Source organism: Lysinibacillus sp. K60, assembly GCF_019731275.1.
Lineage (GTDB): Bacteria > Bacillota > Bacilli > Bacillales_A > Planococcaceae > Lysinibacillus > Lysinibacillus capsici.
Map to the genome: position 1 here is coordinate 1 of NZ_JAASJR010000009.1, position 18,386 is coordinate 18,386.

At 33.7% G+C, this 18,386-nt stretch carries 22 protein-coding genes; 1 reads left to right on the top strand and 21 read right to left on the bottom strand.

Going from position 1 to position 18,386, the window contains the following annotated elements; all coding sequences use genetic code 11:
- Positions 1–294: 294 nt before the first annotated feature.
- The 16 genes from HCH28_RS18040 to HCH28_RS18115 all read right to left on the bottom strand — a co-directional run bounded on the left by HCH28_RS18040 (position 295) and on the right by HCH28_RS18115 (position 9,518).
- Positions 295–873: a hypothetical protein gene (locus HCH28_RS18040; RefSeq protein ID WP_221682482.1), complete on the bottom strand. Its 579-nt coding sequence runs from the start codon at positions 871–873 to the stop codon at positions 295–297.
- A 369-nt stretch (positions 874–1,242) separates the two neighbouring features.
- Entirely contained in the window at positions 1,243–1,680 is a 438-nt protein-coding gene (locus HCH28_RS18045) for a hypothetical protein (protein WP_221682483.1), read from the bottom strand.
- Positions 1,681–1,708: 28 nt separating this feature from the next.
- Positions 1,709–2,869 carry a hypothetical protein gene (locus HCH28_RS18050; protein WP_221682484.1) on the bottom strand — a complete coding sequence of 387 codons (1,161 nt, stop codon included), beginning with the start codon at positions 2,867–2,869 and terminating at the stop codon, positions 1,709–1,711.
- A gap of 236 nt (positions 2,870–3,105) precedes the next feature.
- Entirely contained in the window at positions 3,106–3,444 is a 339-nt protein-coding gene (locus HCH28_RS18055; RefSeq protein ID WP_221682485.1) for a hypothetical protein, read from the bottom strand.
- A gap of 80 nt (positions 3,445–3,524) precedes the next feature.
- A complete protein-coding gene (locus HCH28_RS18060) occupies positions 3,525–3,848 on the bottom strand; it encodes a hypothetical protein (RefSeq protein ID WP_221682486.1) in 324 nt (107 codons plus the stop codon).
- 530 nt (positions 3,849–4,378) lie between these two features.
- Complete coding sequence (locus tag HCH28_RS18065) at positions 4,379–4,588, bottom strand: hypothetical protein (RefSeq protein WP_221682487.1); 210 nt, start codon at positions 4,586–4,588, stop codon at positions 4,379–4,381.
- A 52-nt stretch (positions 4,589–4,640) separates the two neighbouring features.
- On the bottom strand, positions 4,641–5,063 hold the full coding sequence (locus HCH28_RS18070; protein WP_221682488.1) for a helix-turn-helix domain-containing protein: 423 nt from the start codon (positions 5,061–5,063) through the stop codon (positions 4,641–4,643).
- Between the two features lie 37 nt (positions 5,064–5,100).
- Entirely contained in the window at positions 5,101–5,424 is a 324-nt protein-coding gene (locus tag HCH28_RS18075; RefSeq protein ID WP_221682489.1) for a YozE family protein, read from the bottom strand.
- A 51-nt stretch (positions 5,425–5,475) separates the two neighbouring features.
- Positions 5,476–5,904, bottom strand: coding sequence for a hypothetical protein (locus HCH28_RS18080; RefSeq protein WP_221682490.1), 429 nt, complete (start codon positions 5,902–5,904; stop codon positions 5,476–5,478).
- 109 nt (positions 5,905–6,013) lie between these two features.
- Positions 6,014–6,364, bottom strand: a complete 351-nt coding sequence (locus HCH28_RS18085) for a hypothetical protein (protein WP_221682697.1) — start codon at positions 6,362–6,364, stop codon at positions 6,014–6,016.
- Positions 6,315–6,683, bottom strand: a complete 369-nt coding sequence (locus tag HCH28_RS18090) for a DMP19 family protein (RefSeq protein ID WP_221682491.1) — start codon at positions 6,681–6,683, stop codon at positions 6,315–6,317. The genes HCH28_RS18085 and HCH28_RS18090 overlap by 50 nt, the downstream gene beginning before the upstream one ends.
- Before the next feature lie 16 nt (positions 6,684–6,699).
- Positions 6,700–7,155, bottom strand: a complete 456-nt coding sequence (locus tag HCH28_RS18095) for a hypothetical protein (RefSeq protein WP_221682492.1) — start codon at positions 7,153–7,155, stop codon at positions 6,700–6,702.
- Positions 7,156–7,402: 247 nt separating this feature from the next.
- Positions 7,403–7,582, bottom strand: a complete 180-nt coding sequence (locus tag HCH28_RS18100; protein ID WP_221682493.1) for a hypothetical protein — start codon at positions 7,580–7,582, stop codon at positions 7,403–7,405.
- Between the two features lie 365 nt (positions 7,583–7,947).
- On the bottom strand, positions 7,948–8,280 hold the full coding sequence (locus tag HCH28_RS18105; protein WP_221682494.1) for a hypothetical protein: 333 nt from the start codon (positions 8,278–8,280) through the stop codon (positions 7,948–7,950).
- A gap of 84 nt (positions 8,281–8,364) precedes the next feature.
- Positions 8,365–9,042 carry a hypothetical protein gene (locus tag HCH28_RS18110; RefSeq protein WP_221682495.1) on the bottom strand — a complete coding sequence of 226 codons (678 nt, stop codon included), beginning with the start codon at positions 9,040–9,042 and terminating at the stop codon, positions 8,365–8,367.
- Positions 9,043–9,275: 233 nt separating this feature from the next.
- Positions 9,276–9,518, bottom strand: coding sequence for a hypothetical protein (locus tag HCH28_RS18115; protein ID WP_221682496.1), 243 nt, complete (start codon positions 9,516–9,518; stop codon positions 9,276–9,278).
- A gap of 293 nt (positions 9,519–9,811) precedes the next feature.
- Between HCH28_RS18115 and HCH28_RS18120 the strand changes: the two genes are divergently transcribed.
- Positions 9,812–10,027, top strand: a complete 216-nt coding sequence (locus HCH28_RS18120) for a hypothetical protein (protein WP_221682497.1) — start codon at positions 9,812–9,814, stop codon at positions 10,025–10,027.
- A 185-nt stretch (positions 10,028–10,212) separates the two neighbouring features.
- Here the strand turns inward: HCH28_RS18120 and HCH28_RS18125 are convergent, their stop codons facing one another.
- The 5 genes from HCH28_RS18125 to HCH28_RS18145 all read right to left on the bottom strand — a co-directional run bounded on the left by HCH28_RS18125 (position 10,213) and on the right by HCH28_RS18145 (position 18,350).
- A complete protein-coding gene (locus tag HCH28_RS18125) occupies positions 10,213–10,938 on the bottom strand; it encodes a hypothetical protein (RefSeq protein WP_221682498.1) in 726 nt (241 codons plus the stop codon).
- A 243-nt stretch (positions 10,939–11,181) separates the two neighbouring features.
- Positions 11,182–11,277, bottom strand: a complete 96-nt coding sequence (locus tag HCH28_RS18130; RefSeq protein ID WP_221682499.1) for a putative holin-like toxin — start codon at positions 11,275–11,277, stop codon at positions 11,182–11,184.
- Between the two features lie 286 nt (positions 11,278–11,563).
- A complete protein-coding gene (locus HCH28_RS25140; RefSeq protein WP_255601679.1) occupies positions 11,564–12,883 on the bottom strand; it encodes an RNA-guided endonuclease InsQ/TnpB family protein in 1,320 nt (439 codons plus the stop codon).
- Between the two features lie 1,139 nt (positions 12,884–14,022).
- Positions 14,023–17,094: a DUF5704 domain-containing protein gene (locus HCH28_RS18140; RefSeq protein WP_221682500.1), complete on the bottom strand. Its 3,072-nt coding sequence runs from the start codon at positions 17,092–17,094 to the stop codon at positions 14,023–14,025.
- 17 nt (positions 17,095–17,111) lie between these two features.
- A complete protein-coding gene (locus HCH28_RS18145; RefSeq protein ID WP_221682501.1) occupies positions 17,112–18,350 on the bottom strand; it encodes an S-layer homology domain-containing protein in 1,239 nt (412 codons plus the stop codon).
- Positions 18,351–18,386 lie beyond the last annotated feature (36 nt).

The following is an 18,386-nucleotide window of genomic DNA, read 5'->3' on the forward strand; positions in this document are numbered from 1 at the left end:
GTTAGTGTCTTTCTCCAATTCTGCTCTCAATCGGCTAAACTTCCATTTGAGTTTATGTTTTTCGAACATCTCCACTTCCCCCCTGTTACTGTATATTTCCATTGTTCAATAACTAATAAATATGGAAAATCCTTCACTCCATTTTTCATATAGCCAAAGTAATTTAGAATATGTTGTATGTTCTTCTGCTTGTGCCTTGTTAAGAATAGAATTCTCAAAGAACTAGTCGGAAAAAGAGCTCCAGAACCCCTTTACATCTTCCTTTAACTAGTGATTCTCATGAAATTAATAATTCTAATAATCTGTCAGATGAAATCTAGTGTAATAATGCCACATATCATCTCGGATTTTTCCATCTAATTTCGTTTGTTCTAAGTGTTCTTTTAAGACTGTTAATAAACTTACATATTCAAGAATTATGTTAGCTAATCTTAATTTTTTGACTTCATCATTATCTTCGGCAAAAAGTTTTCCCCTCAACAAACTCGGCGCATTATGAAGTGTGTCTGAAATAAACCCTGTGACTGCATTTGCATACATTGCTGTATAGAACGGACCGTTTTTTACTGACCATGACAATGCTCTTAATAACGTAAATGCGTGATACATAATTCTTGTTAATTCTGTTTCTAAATATTCTAAAGGTAATTTTGTAAGATCCTCATTATTTTTGTAAGTTGAAGCTGTTTGCTGTTCTGTAATTAGTTTGTTTAATTGCTCTGTAAAATACAATGCATTTAACACTTCATCTTGCTCAACAACGTCAAACCCTAGTTGTTCGGCTTTGAATCTTAACTCAAGTTTTTGATCTTCTAAAGATGGTTTTGTTTTTCGTATAGATAACTTATTTCCAAAAAGTTTCTTAGTTACCATTTTCACGCACCTCATATTTATATTTTTAAAGAACATGTTCTTCCGAATAATCTACATACTTACAATTAGGTCAAATATTTAAATTGAATTAAAATCATTTTTGAAGAAAAACTTCGTTCAATTTCGTAAATATTTTGTTTTCAAATTTAAAATTGATCGCAAAAGCTAAAACCAGAGTGAATGCTAATGTACCATAGACAATGCCTGGTGTAATCTCCACTATGTATGAGAGCAGAAAAAGAATTATACTGCTTATAACAGTTGCTTTTACAATAATATTAATGAGGATTACCAAAAGTCATAATAATAAAACGGGTAACTTTTTATTTTTCACTTTTTATCAAACCTAAAAAAACTAAAATTAGTATTCTAATTATTTCTCTTAAGATAAACATATAAATTAGCAAAACGTTCAAATTCACTTAAATAAATGAATACATTTGCTTCTTTATAATTCGAATACAAGACATTCTTATGAATTGACTCCCAATAAGCAAATGAATAACTCTTGTCACCTACTATATCGTTGTTGCTCGGACGGTTTTCATGAGTAATTGGCTCTTTTGAATAAGCACACGCTACTTCAAAATCCCCTCTTAGCTCCACCAATGCATTTATAAACGATTCGAAGGTATGGACTGGAATATCAAGCTTTAAATTTACATCATAATCCTGGTCATTTACTTCAAAATCTCCATATGCATTTATTAAGACATTTTGTTTAAATATCGTAGAAACATAACAAATCTCTTTTGTTGTTCTGCTTTTAGTAGCTTTAGCTATTAAGTTCACTTTTTTAAAAATCATTTTTATAATTCCATTCTTCTTTAGATTGTTATTCAAATAAATCTTTTACATTTGTCCAAGATTTATAATATTTCCTTAATGTCTGACTACTTGGCAGCTTCAAATTCGGATTGAGTCTTCGATAATCATCCCAGCTTCTAACGGTTTTAAGATGGCTTTTATGTGGCTGCAGATACTCTTTAATACCAAGATTTTCAAAACTTTTCACCTTAACTTCTAAAGTTAATTTCAAACTATTCCACCCACCAAAAACTTTTCTTAATACCTGGCTACTCGGTAGCTCCAATTCTGGATGGTTCTTTCTATATTCATCCCACCCTCTAACCGTTACAAGATGGTCTTTATGTGACTGCAAAAGCACCATATAAGTATCTTTCTTGCTTTTATTCTTTCTTCTTCTTTTCACATCAAAACCCATAGCAAGTTTCAAGTTGGTCCATCCGTCAAAACAATTTTCTAAAGTTCTGGAATGAGGTAGGTTTAGATCAGGATGTTGTTGCCTATATTCATTCCAACAAGCCGTTGTTCTAAGGTATCGTTGGTAAGGTAATAAAAGAGCTACATACTCATCTCGTTCTTGTTGAATGGTCTTAGCAATTCCAAATGCATGCTCTAGTTTTTTCTTCGAGCCAAAATGACCACATAAAGTTTGCATACTAGGGAGTTTTAATTCTGGATGTTGTCTTCTATGTTCGTCCCATACTCCTTGAGTTTTAAGAAGTTCCTTATAGGGTTGTAATTTTTCAATATACTCAGCTGGAGATAATGCCACCAAATTTGTCAGTCTTATCACTTCTAATCCCATTGTCTGCTTCATACTATTCCAACTACCAAAATGTCTAATGATCGTTTCTAAATTAGGGAGTTTTAATTCTGCGTGTTGCTTTCTGTATTCTTCCCATATCCATTGTGTTTGGATATAAGCTTTATGGGGTTTTAATATTTCAATGTACTCCGCCTTTTTCATTCTCTTAATTGTTTCTCTATTTAAACCAAAGGCATTTTTAACGTTATTCCAGTTCCCAAACGAATCAATCAACGTTTTACTACTTGGTAGCCTTAATTTAGAATGCTTGGACCTAAATTCAGTCCACTTTTCAATTGTTATTAGATGTTCTCTATATCCATTCAACAAATTTACATACTCTTTTTCAGTTAATGCTCGATATGGCTTTAAGTTCATTTGCAATATGAAGCCTCCTACTTTTCTTTAAATAAATAAAAAAGAACCCGCTTCAAATACCAACCTGACCATGTTTAAAAAGACCATGGTTTAATGGTTTGTTTGAAGCGGGTTCTTCCCGTTAATAGATTAAGTTGTTGGTATTTTACCAAATATTTAATAAATAAACAATGTAATTAGGAACTTTATACATTGATATTATTATATTTCTCATAACACTCCATTTGTTCACCAACTATTGCTTAGATTGTCTTTAACATCTGTTTTTCATTCTCTGTTAATGATTGAGTTATTGTAACTGAATGCTTTGATTCCTTGCGACCAAACATTGAAATTTCTTGTAAAAATTTACTCATTTGATTACCTACAGAAAATTGATAATAGATCATCTTTCCTTTATTAACTTTTTTAAATTCTTTTAATTTCCGGTATGTTTTGCAATAGGCATGTCGTTCTCTAAACTGCAGATATTCTCTCCAAGCTCTTTTTTGTTCATCTTCTGTCATTGTAAGTAAATTAAACTCATCTGCATGAATAGAGAGATACTTTTTTTGATTCTTTTTTCTTTGACGTTTGTTCATATTAAAACTCCTTTTCTAGTATTGAACATATTTCTCTTTCGTTGTTTTATGTACCATCTTCTCCTTGTATTTCTACACAACTATTCATTAAGTAATGACATACCTTTAAGTGGATGATAAGAAAACGTGTAAAATGAATTAATGTCTAGTTTGTTGTATAATTGTTCCGTCACATGATATTGTTTATTATCAATTGTTATAGTCCAATTCGGGCCCTCACAATTTTCCTTTAACATAACCATATTTAATGCTGGATCAAATGTCGGCTCCTGAGTGCATTTCTTTTCCTGAAAATTTTTCTGTTGTATAGTACCTTCTAAAATTTGAGAGTCTTGAAAACTAAGAACAACCACATAAAATACTGGGATTAACATAATAGTTAATATAACAAATAGAAACCTCATTCCTCTCCCACTTTCTGAATCTAATTTAATAATCCTCCAATGACCCTTCATTAGATCGATTTATACTCTTTTATTGCAGGTCCAACGATTATCCGTTTCCATGTGGTAGTAAAATTAGTAGTTTTTTTAATGTTCTTAAATGCTGTGTAATATAGGGAAAAGTATTTTCATATATTTGAATATCGTACCTATGCTTTATTAATTGGCTTAAAATTCACACTACTCAAAATAGCCTACTTAAAGGTTACCTCACTTTATTTACCTGGGTACGAGCTGTTAACAGGCTTTATTTGAGTAGTTGCTCTTGCTAGCTTTTTTGCTGAAGCGGCAGTTATGACTTTCAAATGCCTTCCAAATTTACTTTTAATATATTATAATTTAGTTTTTGTTTTCGTGCTCCTTGCACTAAACCCAATATATGCGAATTTTTATACCATTCAGCATTAGGATCTTCAAAATATTGATAACGGTTATTTTTTAGTAGTTCATTCTTTTTATTCAAATGATGTCGCATTAAAATTGATAGGATCCTATTTCCCCTTATCTCTTTCAAACCATTTTAATAATAAGGTATTAGTTTTCCAAAAATCTTTTGGAACAATTGCATTCATTATTACACTTTGGCTAAAGCAAGTGTCGATTGGGTTTATTGTAGCAGTAGAGGACAGATCTAAAGTGATAAAATGGCCCCCTGTACTTTGTTTGAGTCTTTTAAACTCCAATTTTTCGATTTTATCCATAATTCAATCTCCCTTCCTTTCAAGAATTATTTCCTCAAAGTGTTCAGTAGTATCATAATTGTTGTCTCATTTTCTTTATAAGGTGAAGACTGAAATCTATAGTTTCCCTAAGTGCTATTCGTTCTCCCTTAGATAATGTTTGACCATCAAAAGTATAGTTATTTGTGTTTAAAATATTTTCTTTTAAAAAGGATAATTGTTTATCAATATCCTGAGTTTCTTCAAACTCTTGTAATATTTCTGTATAAGGTCTTTTCTTGTCAGTTCTGCCAATTAGATAGTCTGTTGAGACATTAAAAAGTTGTGCTATACTTGCTAAAGTATCAATAGGAGGTAATTTTGTACCGTTTTCATAAGCTGTGTATGTTGTTCTCGCTATACCTATTATGTCGGCAACGTAAGATTGTGTATAATCAGGCTTAAAGCTTTTTAAATTCTGTCTACATTCTTTCAATCGTTTTGGAAGTACATCCATTAGTAACCCACCTTCACGGCACAATATCTTTCCAATATTATTTACCACTATAGTTTTCGTTGTATGCTAAAGCTTCTTTATGAGCTTCATTCAAAGCATTTAACTTTGCTTTCTCGTACTTTTTCCATATTAATTCAAAACCAATTACAATATCCTCACTATAGTTTTCAGTGACGTATTGTTTTAACTCTATATAACTATTCCTATCGTTAGGGAATTTTTTATCTCTATACATTTGGTTCGCAAAAAAAAATATCCGTTCACATTTTAATGTATGATAACAACTCACTACTCGTTCTTTCTTAATATGTTCATGTCTAAAAGTAATAGCAAAGCTATAAAAGGTCATCCAATTTCTCACAGAAAGCCTCCTTCATTAGGGTGTATTATCCTCATATTTTTCAGTAATTGTTCAGGAACTTCGAGTGATTTTATTTATTACTACTTTGTCAAAATCATACTCGACGAACGGAATATCATTATATATCCATTCTTCATACGCTTCTTGTATAGTAATGACTTTGGAAGTAACTTCTGATAGAACTACATCAATGAAGGTTTCAATTGGTGATTTATTGCCATGTTCGCTATCTGGATAGTCTTTTAAACTTGTAATGAATGTCCATTCTAATCCATTTAAACCAGTAAAATAAGTACTATCTGAAGCCCAATCAGATGGATCATGTTCTAAGTAAATTTCTCCATCTTCATCTAATTGTTCGCTTATTCTTTCAATGTCGTAAGGAATAATGGTACTTCTTTGTATTTCGTAATATTCTTTTAGAAATGGATATTTATTAACTGCTATACCCCATTCACCACTATTGATTAATTCAACCAACCAATTCTTTATATTGTTCCTTAATGATTACTTTACCTCTAAATGCTGTATACATTCCCATAACTACTACCCCATTTCATTGTTTAATTTACTGAACACTTTCTTTCTTTTAAGCATCTACAATATCAACTTCAATATCCGCAAAGTTATTGTCCTTCATGAATTTTGAACATTCTTCATGATTTCCTTTAAATAATGTTTTGAAATTAATTAAATCGTAAACTCTATAGCGCTGCTCGTAACTTACACTTTTGATGTCATGTGTCCACGTTATTGTGCTTGATTCTTCTTCTAGAAGCTCCAATTTATCGCTATCATCCCAAAGATCCGTATTGCACTCGCCAGCATCCTCGGCTAATAATTCCACTATTCTATTAAGAGCTTTTTTCCCTTTAAGACCTTTAACTAATTTAACTTCTAATATTTTTTGTGAATTTAGTAAGGTAATCTTCCAAACCATAACTATTCATAAAGTCTTTAGCGAGTTGCTGGTACTGTTTACTACATTCTTCGATTTCCTTTTCATATTCATCACACATTCCTTTGATTTCAGGAATAAATATTGAATCTTTATGCTGATAATACCCCAACCCTGATACAGTAGCTTTAGTAAAAATGGAAGCTACTTGTTGGTCCAATCCTGAATTTCTTTTCTTTAATATTTCAATAAATTCAAATACTTTTTCATAAGCTCGATTACCTAACCATCCATCGAACCCATTATTCATAACTTGATAATCCATATACTCTAGTAATTGAATATCCTTTTCCGTTAACATATCGTTCTTCTCCCATCTAATTACGATTTTCTTTTAATAGTGTGCTAACATTGGCATCAGTAATAACTAATCTTTTATCAGGTCTTGTAAAGACGTATTCTTTTTCATTCCATTTAACAATAGAGCTATTGGCATATCTTGTTTCCCACATATTACTGACATTTTGACTATTCATATCTGTGATCATTTCGTTATAACAAAATATGTCAAATCGTTCGGATTCCATCGTATATTTTATTATTAATGAATGGTCCTCTTCTAAAATGGCACCATTTCTTTCTTTGATACATTTATTTCCATATAAAGATGCTACCTCTATATCATTTTTAAGTGGTGTATTACTTACAAAGAATAGTCCACCAAAACTAGCAAGACTTAATATTGCCAATATTGCCAAAAATTTTAGAGCATCTTCGTTATCTCTAAACAACATATTTACACGCCCTTTTAAATTCAAATAAGGTTTATTCATTTCATGAATAATGGATCCTTTGAAGATTTTTAATCATCATTTTCTTCTCCCTTTCCAAAAATTCCAGTATAAATACCCCAGCATAACATCCCTAAATAAAAAACGATAAAAGCGATCCGAAAAACCATGTCCAAAACAACACTTCCTTTTCTCTGGCATATTTTTTATTGCCAACTTTTCAAAGTAAAACAATCTTCAAATAAAGTTGCTGCAAAAATCGTCCTTATACTAAAAAAAGCACATTTGGTTATTTTATTTTTAAGGCATAGAAAAAACCTCCAAAAAACATTAAAACTACAACAACGAATGCAATCCAGTTGTATGATAATTGCTTAACTTTTTCGAAACTAGTAATATCTCCGAAGAATACAATCCATAAGGTAAATATCAACGCAGAAACTGAAAGTATCACTGTAATAGCCCTCACTTAATACCCTCCTTTCCATACATAATCCTCACATTGCTCAGTAATTATTAAAAGTTTTATATTCCATTTATCATTTTGATTTACAACGTTCTACAAATTTTATAATCTGATGACACTGAAAAATAACTAAAATTAATAAAAGTAAAAAGCCCATAATAGCTAGAGTTATTGCTCCATTAAGATAATAGGTCAAACTTAAATACAACAATGCTGAATGTGCAAAATTTACTATTATATTAAAAGTAATTAAAAATGTCTTTTCTGAAACACTCAATTTCTGCATCTTTATCTCCTTTTCTTTACTGAACATTTTCTTTCGATTACCCCTCGTTCTCTTCTGAATATTTAATGCTGTTTCTCAATTCTTAATTAATAACTAAAGAGGACAACTTTCCATCTGTGTAATGAAATTTAATTAACCTTACCTGATTATTCTCAATCCTTTTATAGACTACTTTCGAACTACGGATGCCTTCTTCGTTTAAGCTACTTGTTTCATACCCTTCACCAATTTCTTTTTCAATTAGAGCTTTGTCATCACCTATTTCAAAATGCTTTATTTTATCAACTGAAATCGAATCAATTAACGGATAGTCGCTAAAAAATCTTAGAGGGTCTGGTGAAAAGAATAAATAACCAAAGAGACCTAAAACGAAAACGACAGCCACTAGAATAAACCCTATTTCAAAGTTTTTCATATGAGAAATCCTCCTAATTTTCTTTTCATATATAATTGCCCATTAATCGGCATTTTCTTGTTTCCCATACCATTTGGCTATCACTCATTTGTGAAACGGATCGTAGTCTGTATTGTTGGGTTTATCCATGTTTGTTCTAGATTCTATGATTCTTTGGTAATCTTGTTTTGACAATTTTTCTTCATTCAAATAATTTACATTTAATAACTCCATATGATTCTGCATTGCATCTTCTAATTGTTTGCTAATCATAGCCAGCTCTTTAGCCATCTTTATATAAAGTTGCATTAATACCTTGGATTCTCCTCCAGGTTGTTTTTTAAGATCTTGATCAATTCTTTGAAGCAGCTGGCCATTCTGTAGAAAAATAAAAGAAACTTCTTTTGAAACGCCAAATTCATTTAGATACGTTGTTGACTCTTTAAATGTTTTAAAATTGAAGTTAATAATGTCCTTAATTTCTGGACAATGTGCTTCAAGTGTTTTTTTATCCCAATTCTTAAGTCTCTTTCTTAAATTTATATTTACTGTTTCAAAGATCTTCCATTCCGGGAGCTCTTTTAAAACCTGTTTATTTATTTTTGGTAGCACTTCAATTGAGGGTGAAGGGCTATGCCCCCTTGAAACGCCTATAATCTTAAATGCGAAGGCAAAGAGAGATAGTGTAAGAGGGATTGGTAATATAGCTAAAATAAGATCGATTAATTGTTCAGCTACTTTCAGCCCCTCATCTGATGTGATTTCAGATAGTAATAGAAACATTTTTATCATCCTTTCTATTTCGTTTTTATTGACCTGGTATCTCTATCTGGTATATTTTTTTAATAATTTCTTTATTCAGACTAATCTTTCCTAATTTTCTCTGAAATAAGAAAAGAAAAATACATTATTGTAGAACCAATAAAAATTCCTATCACTAAACCTTGAATGAATGTCATAATTACACCTTTCTTTTAATTTTCTAGTTTATTCTTTAAAGAATGGATCGTAGTTGTTTAATCGTTAGTATCCTCGTTCGGTTCGTGTTTCCTCCTCATTCTTTTTACTAACTCAATCCCGAATTCGAGTGATATTAGGAGCGTTTCACGTTCTTTAGCTGAGAGCGGTATTTGTTCTAAAGTTAAATATTTGGAATTATTCAAGCTATGCTTCAAAATATCTACCTTTCTGCCATAACAAGTAGCTAACGTTAATTCTTCTTCACTCTCATCAGTTCTTCCTAGAAGATTATTATTCATGATAGATTCCCTTCCCTTTTTACTGTTATTTTAGGTAAAAAATTTCCTGTTGTACAAAAACCCATTTTCCTTAAAACTTTCAAGGAGATAGCCAAATAAGCTTCCTTTTTACAATGAAAAAGAACCCGCTTCAAATTCCATTTTGACCATGTTTAAAAAGACCATGGTTATATGGTTTATTTGAAGCGGGTTCTTCCCGGCTATTAATTAAGTTGTAATTATTCTACCAAATAGGTTAAAATAAAACAATGTAATTAGAAAATAAATACATATTTTAAGGGGAGTATGTTTAGATGGATTTAACAACAGATGAACTAGAGCTTCTTTTACTTTTGCATAAACAATCAGGAGAAAAAACAGTATTCGAAACCACTGATTTGATGGAAAAATTTGAATCTTTAAAAGAAAAAGGTTATTTATGCAATATTATTAGTACTCCTACTGGAGGTTTTAAATTTAATATCTCTGCTAAAGGTATAGACCTAGTAGCAGAATTACAGAATAAGTAGAAGATATGACAATTTTATTCGATAATATTTTTCGTATTATAACAATAACTTGGAATATTCTTATTCAACCTTACTTGATTATCTGGATATTGCTTTGTCTAGGTGTATTTATAAAATGGAGATACCGCTTCTAAAAAGACCCCATCTACATAGAGGGGTCTTTTGAATGCCTAACTAAATTGATATTAACTCCAAGGATCTCTAAGTCTATATTTTGCCCTCCATTGGTCCAAATCAACTTGTTTTTTTAAATGATCATCATACAAATCTCTATAAGCCTGAAGCGTTCTTGCAGAACCAGGTATCCCTGGATATTTCTCATTCTCTACCAAAAAAATATGGTTTAATAAAGCGTAATAAACTACGGTTGTAAAAATTTCTCCTTTATTCCAGTCAACGTCTATTTCGTAATCAACCTGATTTGCCAAAACAATTTCATATACATCTAAATCAAGAGAACAGTTTTGTTGAATCTCTAATAAACTTCTCCAATGTGAATCAACACCCTTGTTTATATCGTCTTGAATAAGCGGTAGAAAGAGCTCTTCAAAAAAAGGATTCCATTTGTGAATAATACCTCTTTCCTCATAAAGTAATGCAATTAGCTTTACTTTTTTTCCATTCATGTTATCAAAAATATTCTCTGCAATAAAAAAACTATGAAAGTAATCTCCTTCGCTAAATATTCCATCTAATACAGTAAATTGTCCGAGTTCTCGATAATCCACACGATCTTTACTCTTAGCTGTTACTAACATATAGTCCCCTTCACTCAGAAACATAGGGATGTGCCTTTCTGTAAAATCAGGCGTAGCATAAATATCTATTGTCACCATATCAAAGCAATTGCCGAGGTTTTTACTGAATCCTTCGGGTAAACGCCAACCAAAATCAATCATTTTAGAAACCATTTTACTCCTCCTACCCATTGATCATAATGTAAACTATAAATGTCTTACTGTTAGAGTAACTTTTTGTATTTGTGTAAAAATTCCCTCCATGTTATACTTTTTGTAGAAGTAGTATATAAATTAAATAAGACCACTTGGCGCGGTAACGCCAAATGGTCTTTGTAACAAGACAATTCGCTTCAAAGGCGATTGGCTATGAGAAAAAGTAAACCATCTCACATGCTTGCGAGGCTTAGTGGCGGTTTACTTTTTTTGTGTAAAAGTAAATGACAATGCAAGTACGGATACAATAAGCGTTGAAAAACTTATCGCAATCATCATACCTTCAAAAACTGTCATTGGCATCAACTCCTTTCTCCTCAAACATTTAAGGAAAATAGGTGAAAATTGAGTGCCAACCGCACTTGAAACCTCTATCTAGTTACCTTTCTATTATATCATAATAATGGATATATTCCCTTTTTTGTACAAACATAAGGAGCCGCGGCTTCCATACACATTGATTAATCAAGGTATTTTGCATAAGAACCTTTCTATTTATGAAAATATCTTCTATTTATAATCTATTAATAAGATTACATGGTACTGGAACTCCAAATGGTCATCTTAGATTTATATTTATTCATTACACTAAATATTCTTCCACATGTTTTACTTTCTTCTCTTGTGCTTTCAATTGATCCTCTATAATTTTCTCAATATCCTTTATGGCAATATTACGTGCTGCATTTAAGTCTGCGTTCGACTCATGCCCACAATTTAGACATTTAAAATCAGCTTGCGTTGGCCGCCATATTTCCTTTTTGACATCCTTATGGATAAATCCGCATTTATTGCAACGCTGAGAAGTATAATTTGGCTTCACTTTTACAACCTTGATACCATGCTCTCTGGCCTTGTCTATAATTTTCTGTTGCAAACTATAAAATGTCCAATCTTTTAAAAAGGTATTGTCTGTTGTTATGCCCGTTAAGTCCTCTATCTGGATAGTACCACATTCATTTTTCAACGCTTCATTCACGATAAAACGCGACCACGTATGGTTTTTTGTCTCACGATAGTTGTGGATTTTATCAGAAATTGCATCTACCGGCTTCATTAACTTTTTTCGGCCACTTCCTCGACTACCTTCTCCTGCCCATTTACGTGAACGTTGCAAACGCTTTTTGCGGTTATTAATTTGCGCTACAAAATCACTTACTTCTTTAGCATCTCCTACATATTGGCGATAATATTTCTCTACATTAATAGCAAGTACTGCTGGCACAGCGACTCCAATATCAACGCCCATTATTCGATTTTCATCTAATACTTTCTCCGCTTCTTTTTCAAATTTATATGTAAGCAAAAGATAAAATTTGTTTTTTCGTTTGTAAATACGGCTATCACACATTTTATAGTCTCCGTTAATAACGCGATCCAATATTTCGTAAGCTCCATTCCCCGTAATTAACGTCACTAAAAATTGACCTTTGCAATCACGTTCTTTTGCTCCTTCATTTGATAATAGGGATAGCTTGGCACTGAATGTTTTATTGTCTAATTTGGTTAAGCCCTTTAATTGAGATGCTCGTATTGGAAATGATCCGTTACGACGGTAAATCTGAATGGACTGTTCACCTTTCAAAATCTTCACTTTATCGTTTTTAAATTTCGTGATCGCTTCTTGAACAGCTGAGTCGATAATTGATGATGATACGAATGAGCCCATTTCTTTTAAAAAGCCATATACGTCAGGCGAAAGGGTTTTCCCTATGATGTCCTTCTCTTTGGGATATTCACCAAATCTTTCATTATAACTAAATGAAAATTGTTGCCAATCATAAGCAGCTGTTGTAGCTCGGTTCTTGATTAACCAAATCGCATGTTGTATATCGCTTAAAAGATTATAAAGCTCTTTATCATACTTTATTTCATATTTCATCGTTTTAACCACTTTAATCATTCAAACACTCCTTAAATGTAAAAAGTGCGAATGGACTAGTATTTTCATGTTTACTTCGCATTCGCACTTCATTTATTTTGTTTTGATCTTTTATATACGTACAGTTGTAGTTGTGAGGGTTATAAAAAGTGGTGCGTTTTCCTCTTACTCACTGCACACGTACACTTGTAAGATGCGACTACAGACGACATTCTTGTTTGTGATCCTGAAGGTCTCACTGCACACTTACACTTGTAAGATGCGACAGCAATGTATATCTATCAGCTTGGTACTGTGCTTACGGAGTGCCGATGCCTCCATACACGCTGGTGAGTCAGCGTATAGTTTTTTACCAGAAAAACCTAAGTATATCGTGACAGCTTACAAATTTTATTGGGACTTTTCCAACAATTAAAATGGGCTTTGACTCTATATCTTACTGCACTGATACAGAAGCTTAGTGGATAATTTTTGCAATCTCATTGTACACTACACTTTGTAAGTTGTGACCTGCAACAGAAACAGCATATGATGCACTTTACAATCTCACTGCACCCGTACACTTGGAAGTTGTGACCAGGAGGTAATTCGATTTCAGGACATTCCGGCGCTCACTACATTCGTACACTTGTAAATTGTTACTAAAGATAAGACGTATCGTACTGTTTCGCTGAATCTCACTGCACACGTACACTTGTAAGTTGTTACATGGCTATTAATTTATCGAATAGAGCCATACGTTTCTCACTGCACACGTACACTTGTAAGTTGTTACTTAAACGTTCCATCTTTTTATCATATACATTAATCTCACTGCACACGTACACTTGTAAGTTGTTACAGCAATGTATATTTATCAACTTGGTACTGTGCTTACGGAGTGCCGAAGCCTCCATACACGCTGGTGAGTCAGCGTTATAGGTTTTCATTTATTAATGTAAACTTTCTAACAAAATTTACAAGTTTCTAGATGAATTGGCTTACACCACCTTTCTATAGTATATATTACCATTATAACAGAATGTATGTTCTTCATAAAGAAAAAAGCGCTCTTTACAACATCTAGTATCCATCTACAACCTACTATCTTAATCATTGGGTACCTAGTTATCGAAAATAAAAAAGCTTAGGAACTAAATCCTAAGCTTTTCATTCTTTTATTAGTGGGTAACACTCGGTTTAAAATCGTCTAATGATGATTGATCGGCATGGTAGAAGATAACGTCGCCTTCTTGTAGATTGAAGGTATTACCATAACCATCGACAAAGCTATTCTTAAATCCTTCCATATTCGTCCATTGACTCATGTAATGAGCTTTGTAATAGGATAGATACGGATTATTAAGATCGCCCTCATTAATCGTATCAATATCAAAATTCACGATAATGAAGCCGTCTTTTAAGAATAGAGGATGATTTTCATTCAGCATCCCTACACGTCCTGCTTCTTGAACGTTCGCATTCTTTGGCACCACGTATAGTTTAGCTGGCAGACTGTACTCACCATACCAAGTTTGTTCTTTTGTTACGATTTCTTTTGGTGGAACCATTGTATTTGGAGGAACTTGATTTGCTAAAGGACCTCTATAAGTACGAAGCTTCCAATTTTGAATTTGCCATCCATACGGGCCAGTCTGTACAGGTTCTTTAGACATATGCTTGGCGTAATAACGTGCAAATGCCGTTTCATAATATTGACTTGTCGTTTCCTTCAAATTGAAACGATCAGCAAAATTGTAGTAGTGCAGCGCGTTATTTGTGATTTCATTTTTTGGTACGTTTCGCATTGTATCATTTAATGAAACAGTACGATACGTCTTATCTTTATCAGAGCCAATTTTAACAAAGTAGTTGTTATCATCATGATAATAAAGATCTACAGCCTGACGTTTCTTTCCGTCACTTGTTACATGATAAAACGTTGGTTTAATACGGATGGCATCATTTATACTCTCCATATCTCCTTTTGTTTTCATATCAAACTTAAATTTATATCCCGTTTTGACCGCTACGTTTTGGAATCCATTCGGGTGGCTACCATGTCGTACAGGTAAAACAAATGGATTTGAGTTGCCACGTTTTGCTCCATCGATGCCGTTTAATCCCACCCAGTATGAATTAGTAGTCGGTGTTACACCATCACCTTGTCTAAATACAGATTTCCAATTGTAGTCGGAAATATCTGTCACATGGAAATCATATAAGCGGCCCACTACATCGACCTGAATAGAATCAATAGCTACGTGAGCAGCTGATAAACTACCTGCTGGTGGAACATTGAAGGCTGGATTCGGAATCGTAATGTTTGCATGATGCTCAGATCCACCAAAATCTCCACTTGGTAGTGCATTAATCGCAAACGCTCTAAACTGGATAGTGTATTGTTTTTCAGGTACCCAAACTGGGAGGAAAAACTCTACTGTTTCCATATCAACTGGAACAGAAATCCATGTATTAGCTGGGTAAAATGCTTGTTTTGTTGCGGTATACACATCAAACGGAAACATAACTTGTTTCATCTTAATGTATTTTGAATAATCACGATTGCCATAACCAGGTATATTGCGGTGTTGCCCACCTGTTGGTAATGACACAGTAAACGGTCTATCTAGTATAAACGCATGTCGATCTTGGTCAGGGTTTGGTGGTGTAGAACGTAACGGCGGCTTAATGCGTTGGTCATGTTCCTTATCGTCCGAGGCCCTAGAGTATATTACGACAGGCGTATGTACCGTTACTGGATTCACATCAAACGGGAAGTCCTTTGCTGAAGCGGAACCATCGATTGAGAATACAGGTTCATAGAACACTTTACCAGTGCTTGGTGATTCAAAGTAGTTTGTTTTTAAAGGGTCGATTAACAATCCTGTTGCTGACATATCAATCATGCCTGGATCAGGAACATCTGAAGGTGTTGGACCATCTGTAGTTGTACGAGAATCATCCATGATGACAGAACCCTTAAACTCAGCGCGATCATTTTCTACTTCATTGTCACCAATTTCCGCTTCTGCAGCTGCAGTAGCTTCTCCAGTAATATCTGGAACACTTGGTCTAGAACTTCCTCCATCAATTGATTCTGATGGAAGTGTAATATCAGGACAATCAGGTGGGAATACGTGATCCTCCACGTTATCACTATGCTTTCCATCAGCAGTGACATTCGTCAATGCATCGATACGTAAAAACTCATTAGGCAATGCATAATTGGTGAACTCTGAATGCGTCAATTTCCAAATGTTATACGTGATGATCTCCCAATAAGAAAATGGCCGCTTTATACCACTTATCGCAACTTCAACTGTTTCAGTGTCCGAATGGTCAACGTAGTAATAATCCCCATCAGAATCTTTGTGTCTCGTTGTCCACGTTAAAGTAAAAGTCTTACTAACAGGTATTCCATTAAAAACGGTGTTTCCAGTTCTTTGTACAAAGTCTTGTTCATACAGGTATTCTTCACTCTTTGCGTCTGCACGCAAGTATTCTGATGACGGAATCCCTTGTACTACATCAAACTCACCGCTATCTGAGCTGATACTGCCACTTGGTGAGGGTTCAGTTAATCCTTTTGTTTGAGAGCCACCATCAGGACCTAGTTCAAAATCGACAGAACATGAGGGTCCTTCACCTGGTCCTCCACCCGGACCTCCCTTCTCGACGTATCCCTTCCACTGAACCCACATTTTTACTGGGTAGGCAACATGGAATTTGGGATTATATTTTGGCGGGCCTGAATCACCGTATTTTTTCACAATCTCAGGTATATAATCTATTCCTGTTTCAACTTTTATTTCGAGTACATCTATTGTATACATGCCTTTAAACTTACCAAGATAAGTTTTTCCATTTGTTGAACCCCATTGAGGATTCGTTCCCTCAATACCTTTTACTTCTGAAACATCATATGTGTCATCTTCGTCGTTGACATTATGAAAGGTATTTGGCATTGGATAATCTCGTAGATTCAGTCGAGCATGAACATCTGTATTTTTCGGAAATGGATTTTCGACTGTCCCAGCATTTGTTGTTTCAACTGGTCCATTCCAGTTCTCCGCTCTAAAATTCCCGTTATCGATTTGCCACCAGTGTACAATAGGGCTTATTTCTACTTTTTCGGTGATAACTTCAATTCGCTCTGCAGATACAGAAATTGTTCCACCCATATTGAACCAAAAAATAAATATAGCTAAAAAAGAAATAATATATATTATTTCTTTTTTATGAACTCTCACTATAGTATGTCAACTCCTTATTGTGGAATTTCATAATAGTAAAGACTATTATCATCTGCTCGTCCCTTAATAATTGTGCCTGAACTATTATTAATTAGATCTGATGCCCAATATCGATATTTTTCGCCCTTTTTAAAAACTTCTTCAGGCGCTGGTATTTTAAATCGATCGATTTTATCTTTATCAACACTAAATGTTGATGAATAACCCTCTAAAGCACCATCGGCAATACCTCTCATGCTGACATCGCGGCTTGGAACTAATGTATATTCGTAAAATACTAAATAAATGTCTTTATTTAACTTATAAGGCTCCGCTTCCCCATTAAAGAACATATCTTTATAGATTCCTTTAGCCTTAGAACCAGTAGTATCTACCACTATTGCTCGTTCAATTGTCGCTACTCCTTTATTCAAATGAGTATGTGGCTTTCCTAAAACACCTTCATATCCTGTATATTTCGTTTTTTGGAACTTAGAGATTGTTAAGATATTTGTTCCTGTGCTAGAAACCTCAAGTAGCTCTTGCAATCCTGTAAATTCAGATGGAGCTTTCTTCATAGCATCCATGAAGCGGATAAGGATAGTTGCTACCTCAGCACGAGTTGTATTGCCATTTGGTTTGAATGTGAAATCTTCATAGCCTGATAGCAAGCCAGTACCAAGTGCCACCCCGATGTACGGAAGATCCTTCTTATTTACCCCGCCGCCATAAAACTCTGGAATCGGAATAAGTGTAAGACTAGAATTCGCCATTTGTTCAATTGCTTTGCCGTAATCTGCATTAGCATGGGCTAATCCATTTGCTAACCAACGAGACATTTCTCCGCGAGTCATCGCTTTGTTTGGCTCAAATTTGTTATTTGAGAAGTCACTAGCTTTAATGAATCCAACAGCTAATCCCTCTTGAATAGCTTCATTTGCCCAATGAGAAGAACCGACATCCGTAAATTTAATTGGTGTACGGTCTTTGCTATCAAATACGCGTGATAAGAAAGTCGCAAACTCCGCACGTGTTACCTGAGCTGACGGTTTATATGTACCATCACTATAGCCTGCAACAAGACCCTTCTCCGCTACTTGCTTAATAGATTCATATGCCCAATGTGATTTAGGGACATCTTTAAATGTCGTTTTCGTTGCCGCTTCTGCAACCGAATAAGGAGCAGGAATAGCGTAAACAGGCGTCGCCACGGCTAGAGCCAAAGTCGCAAGTAATAATTTATTAGATTTCTTTCTAAAAGTACCACGTTTCATAATTTTTCCCTCCGAATGAATTAATTTTTCTTATAC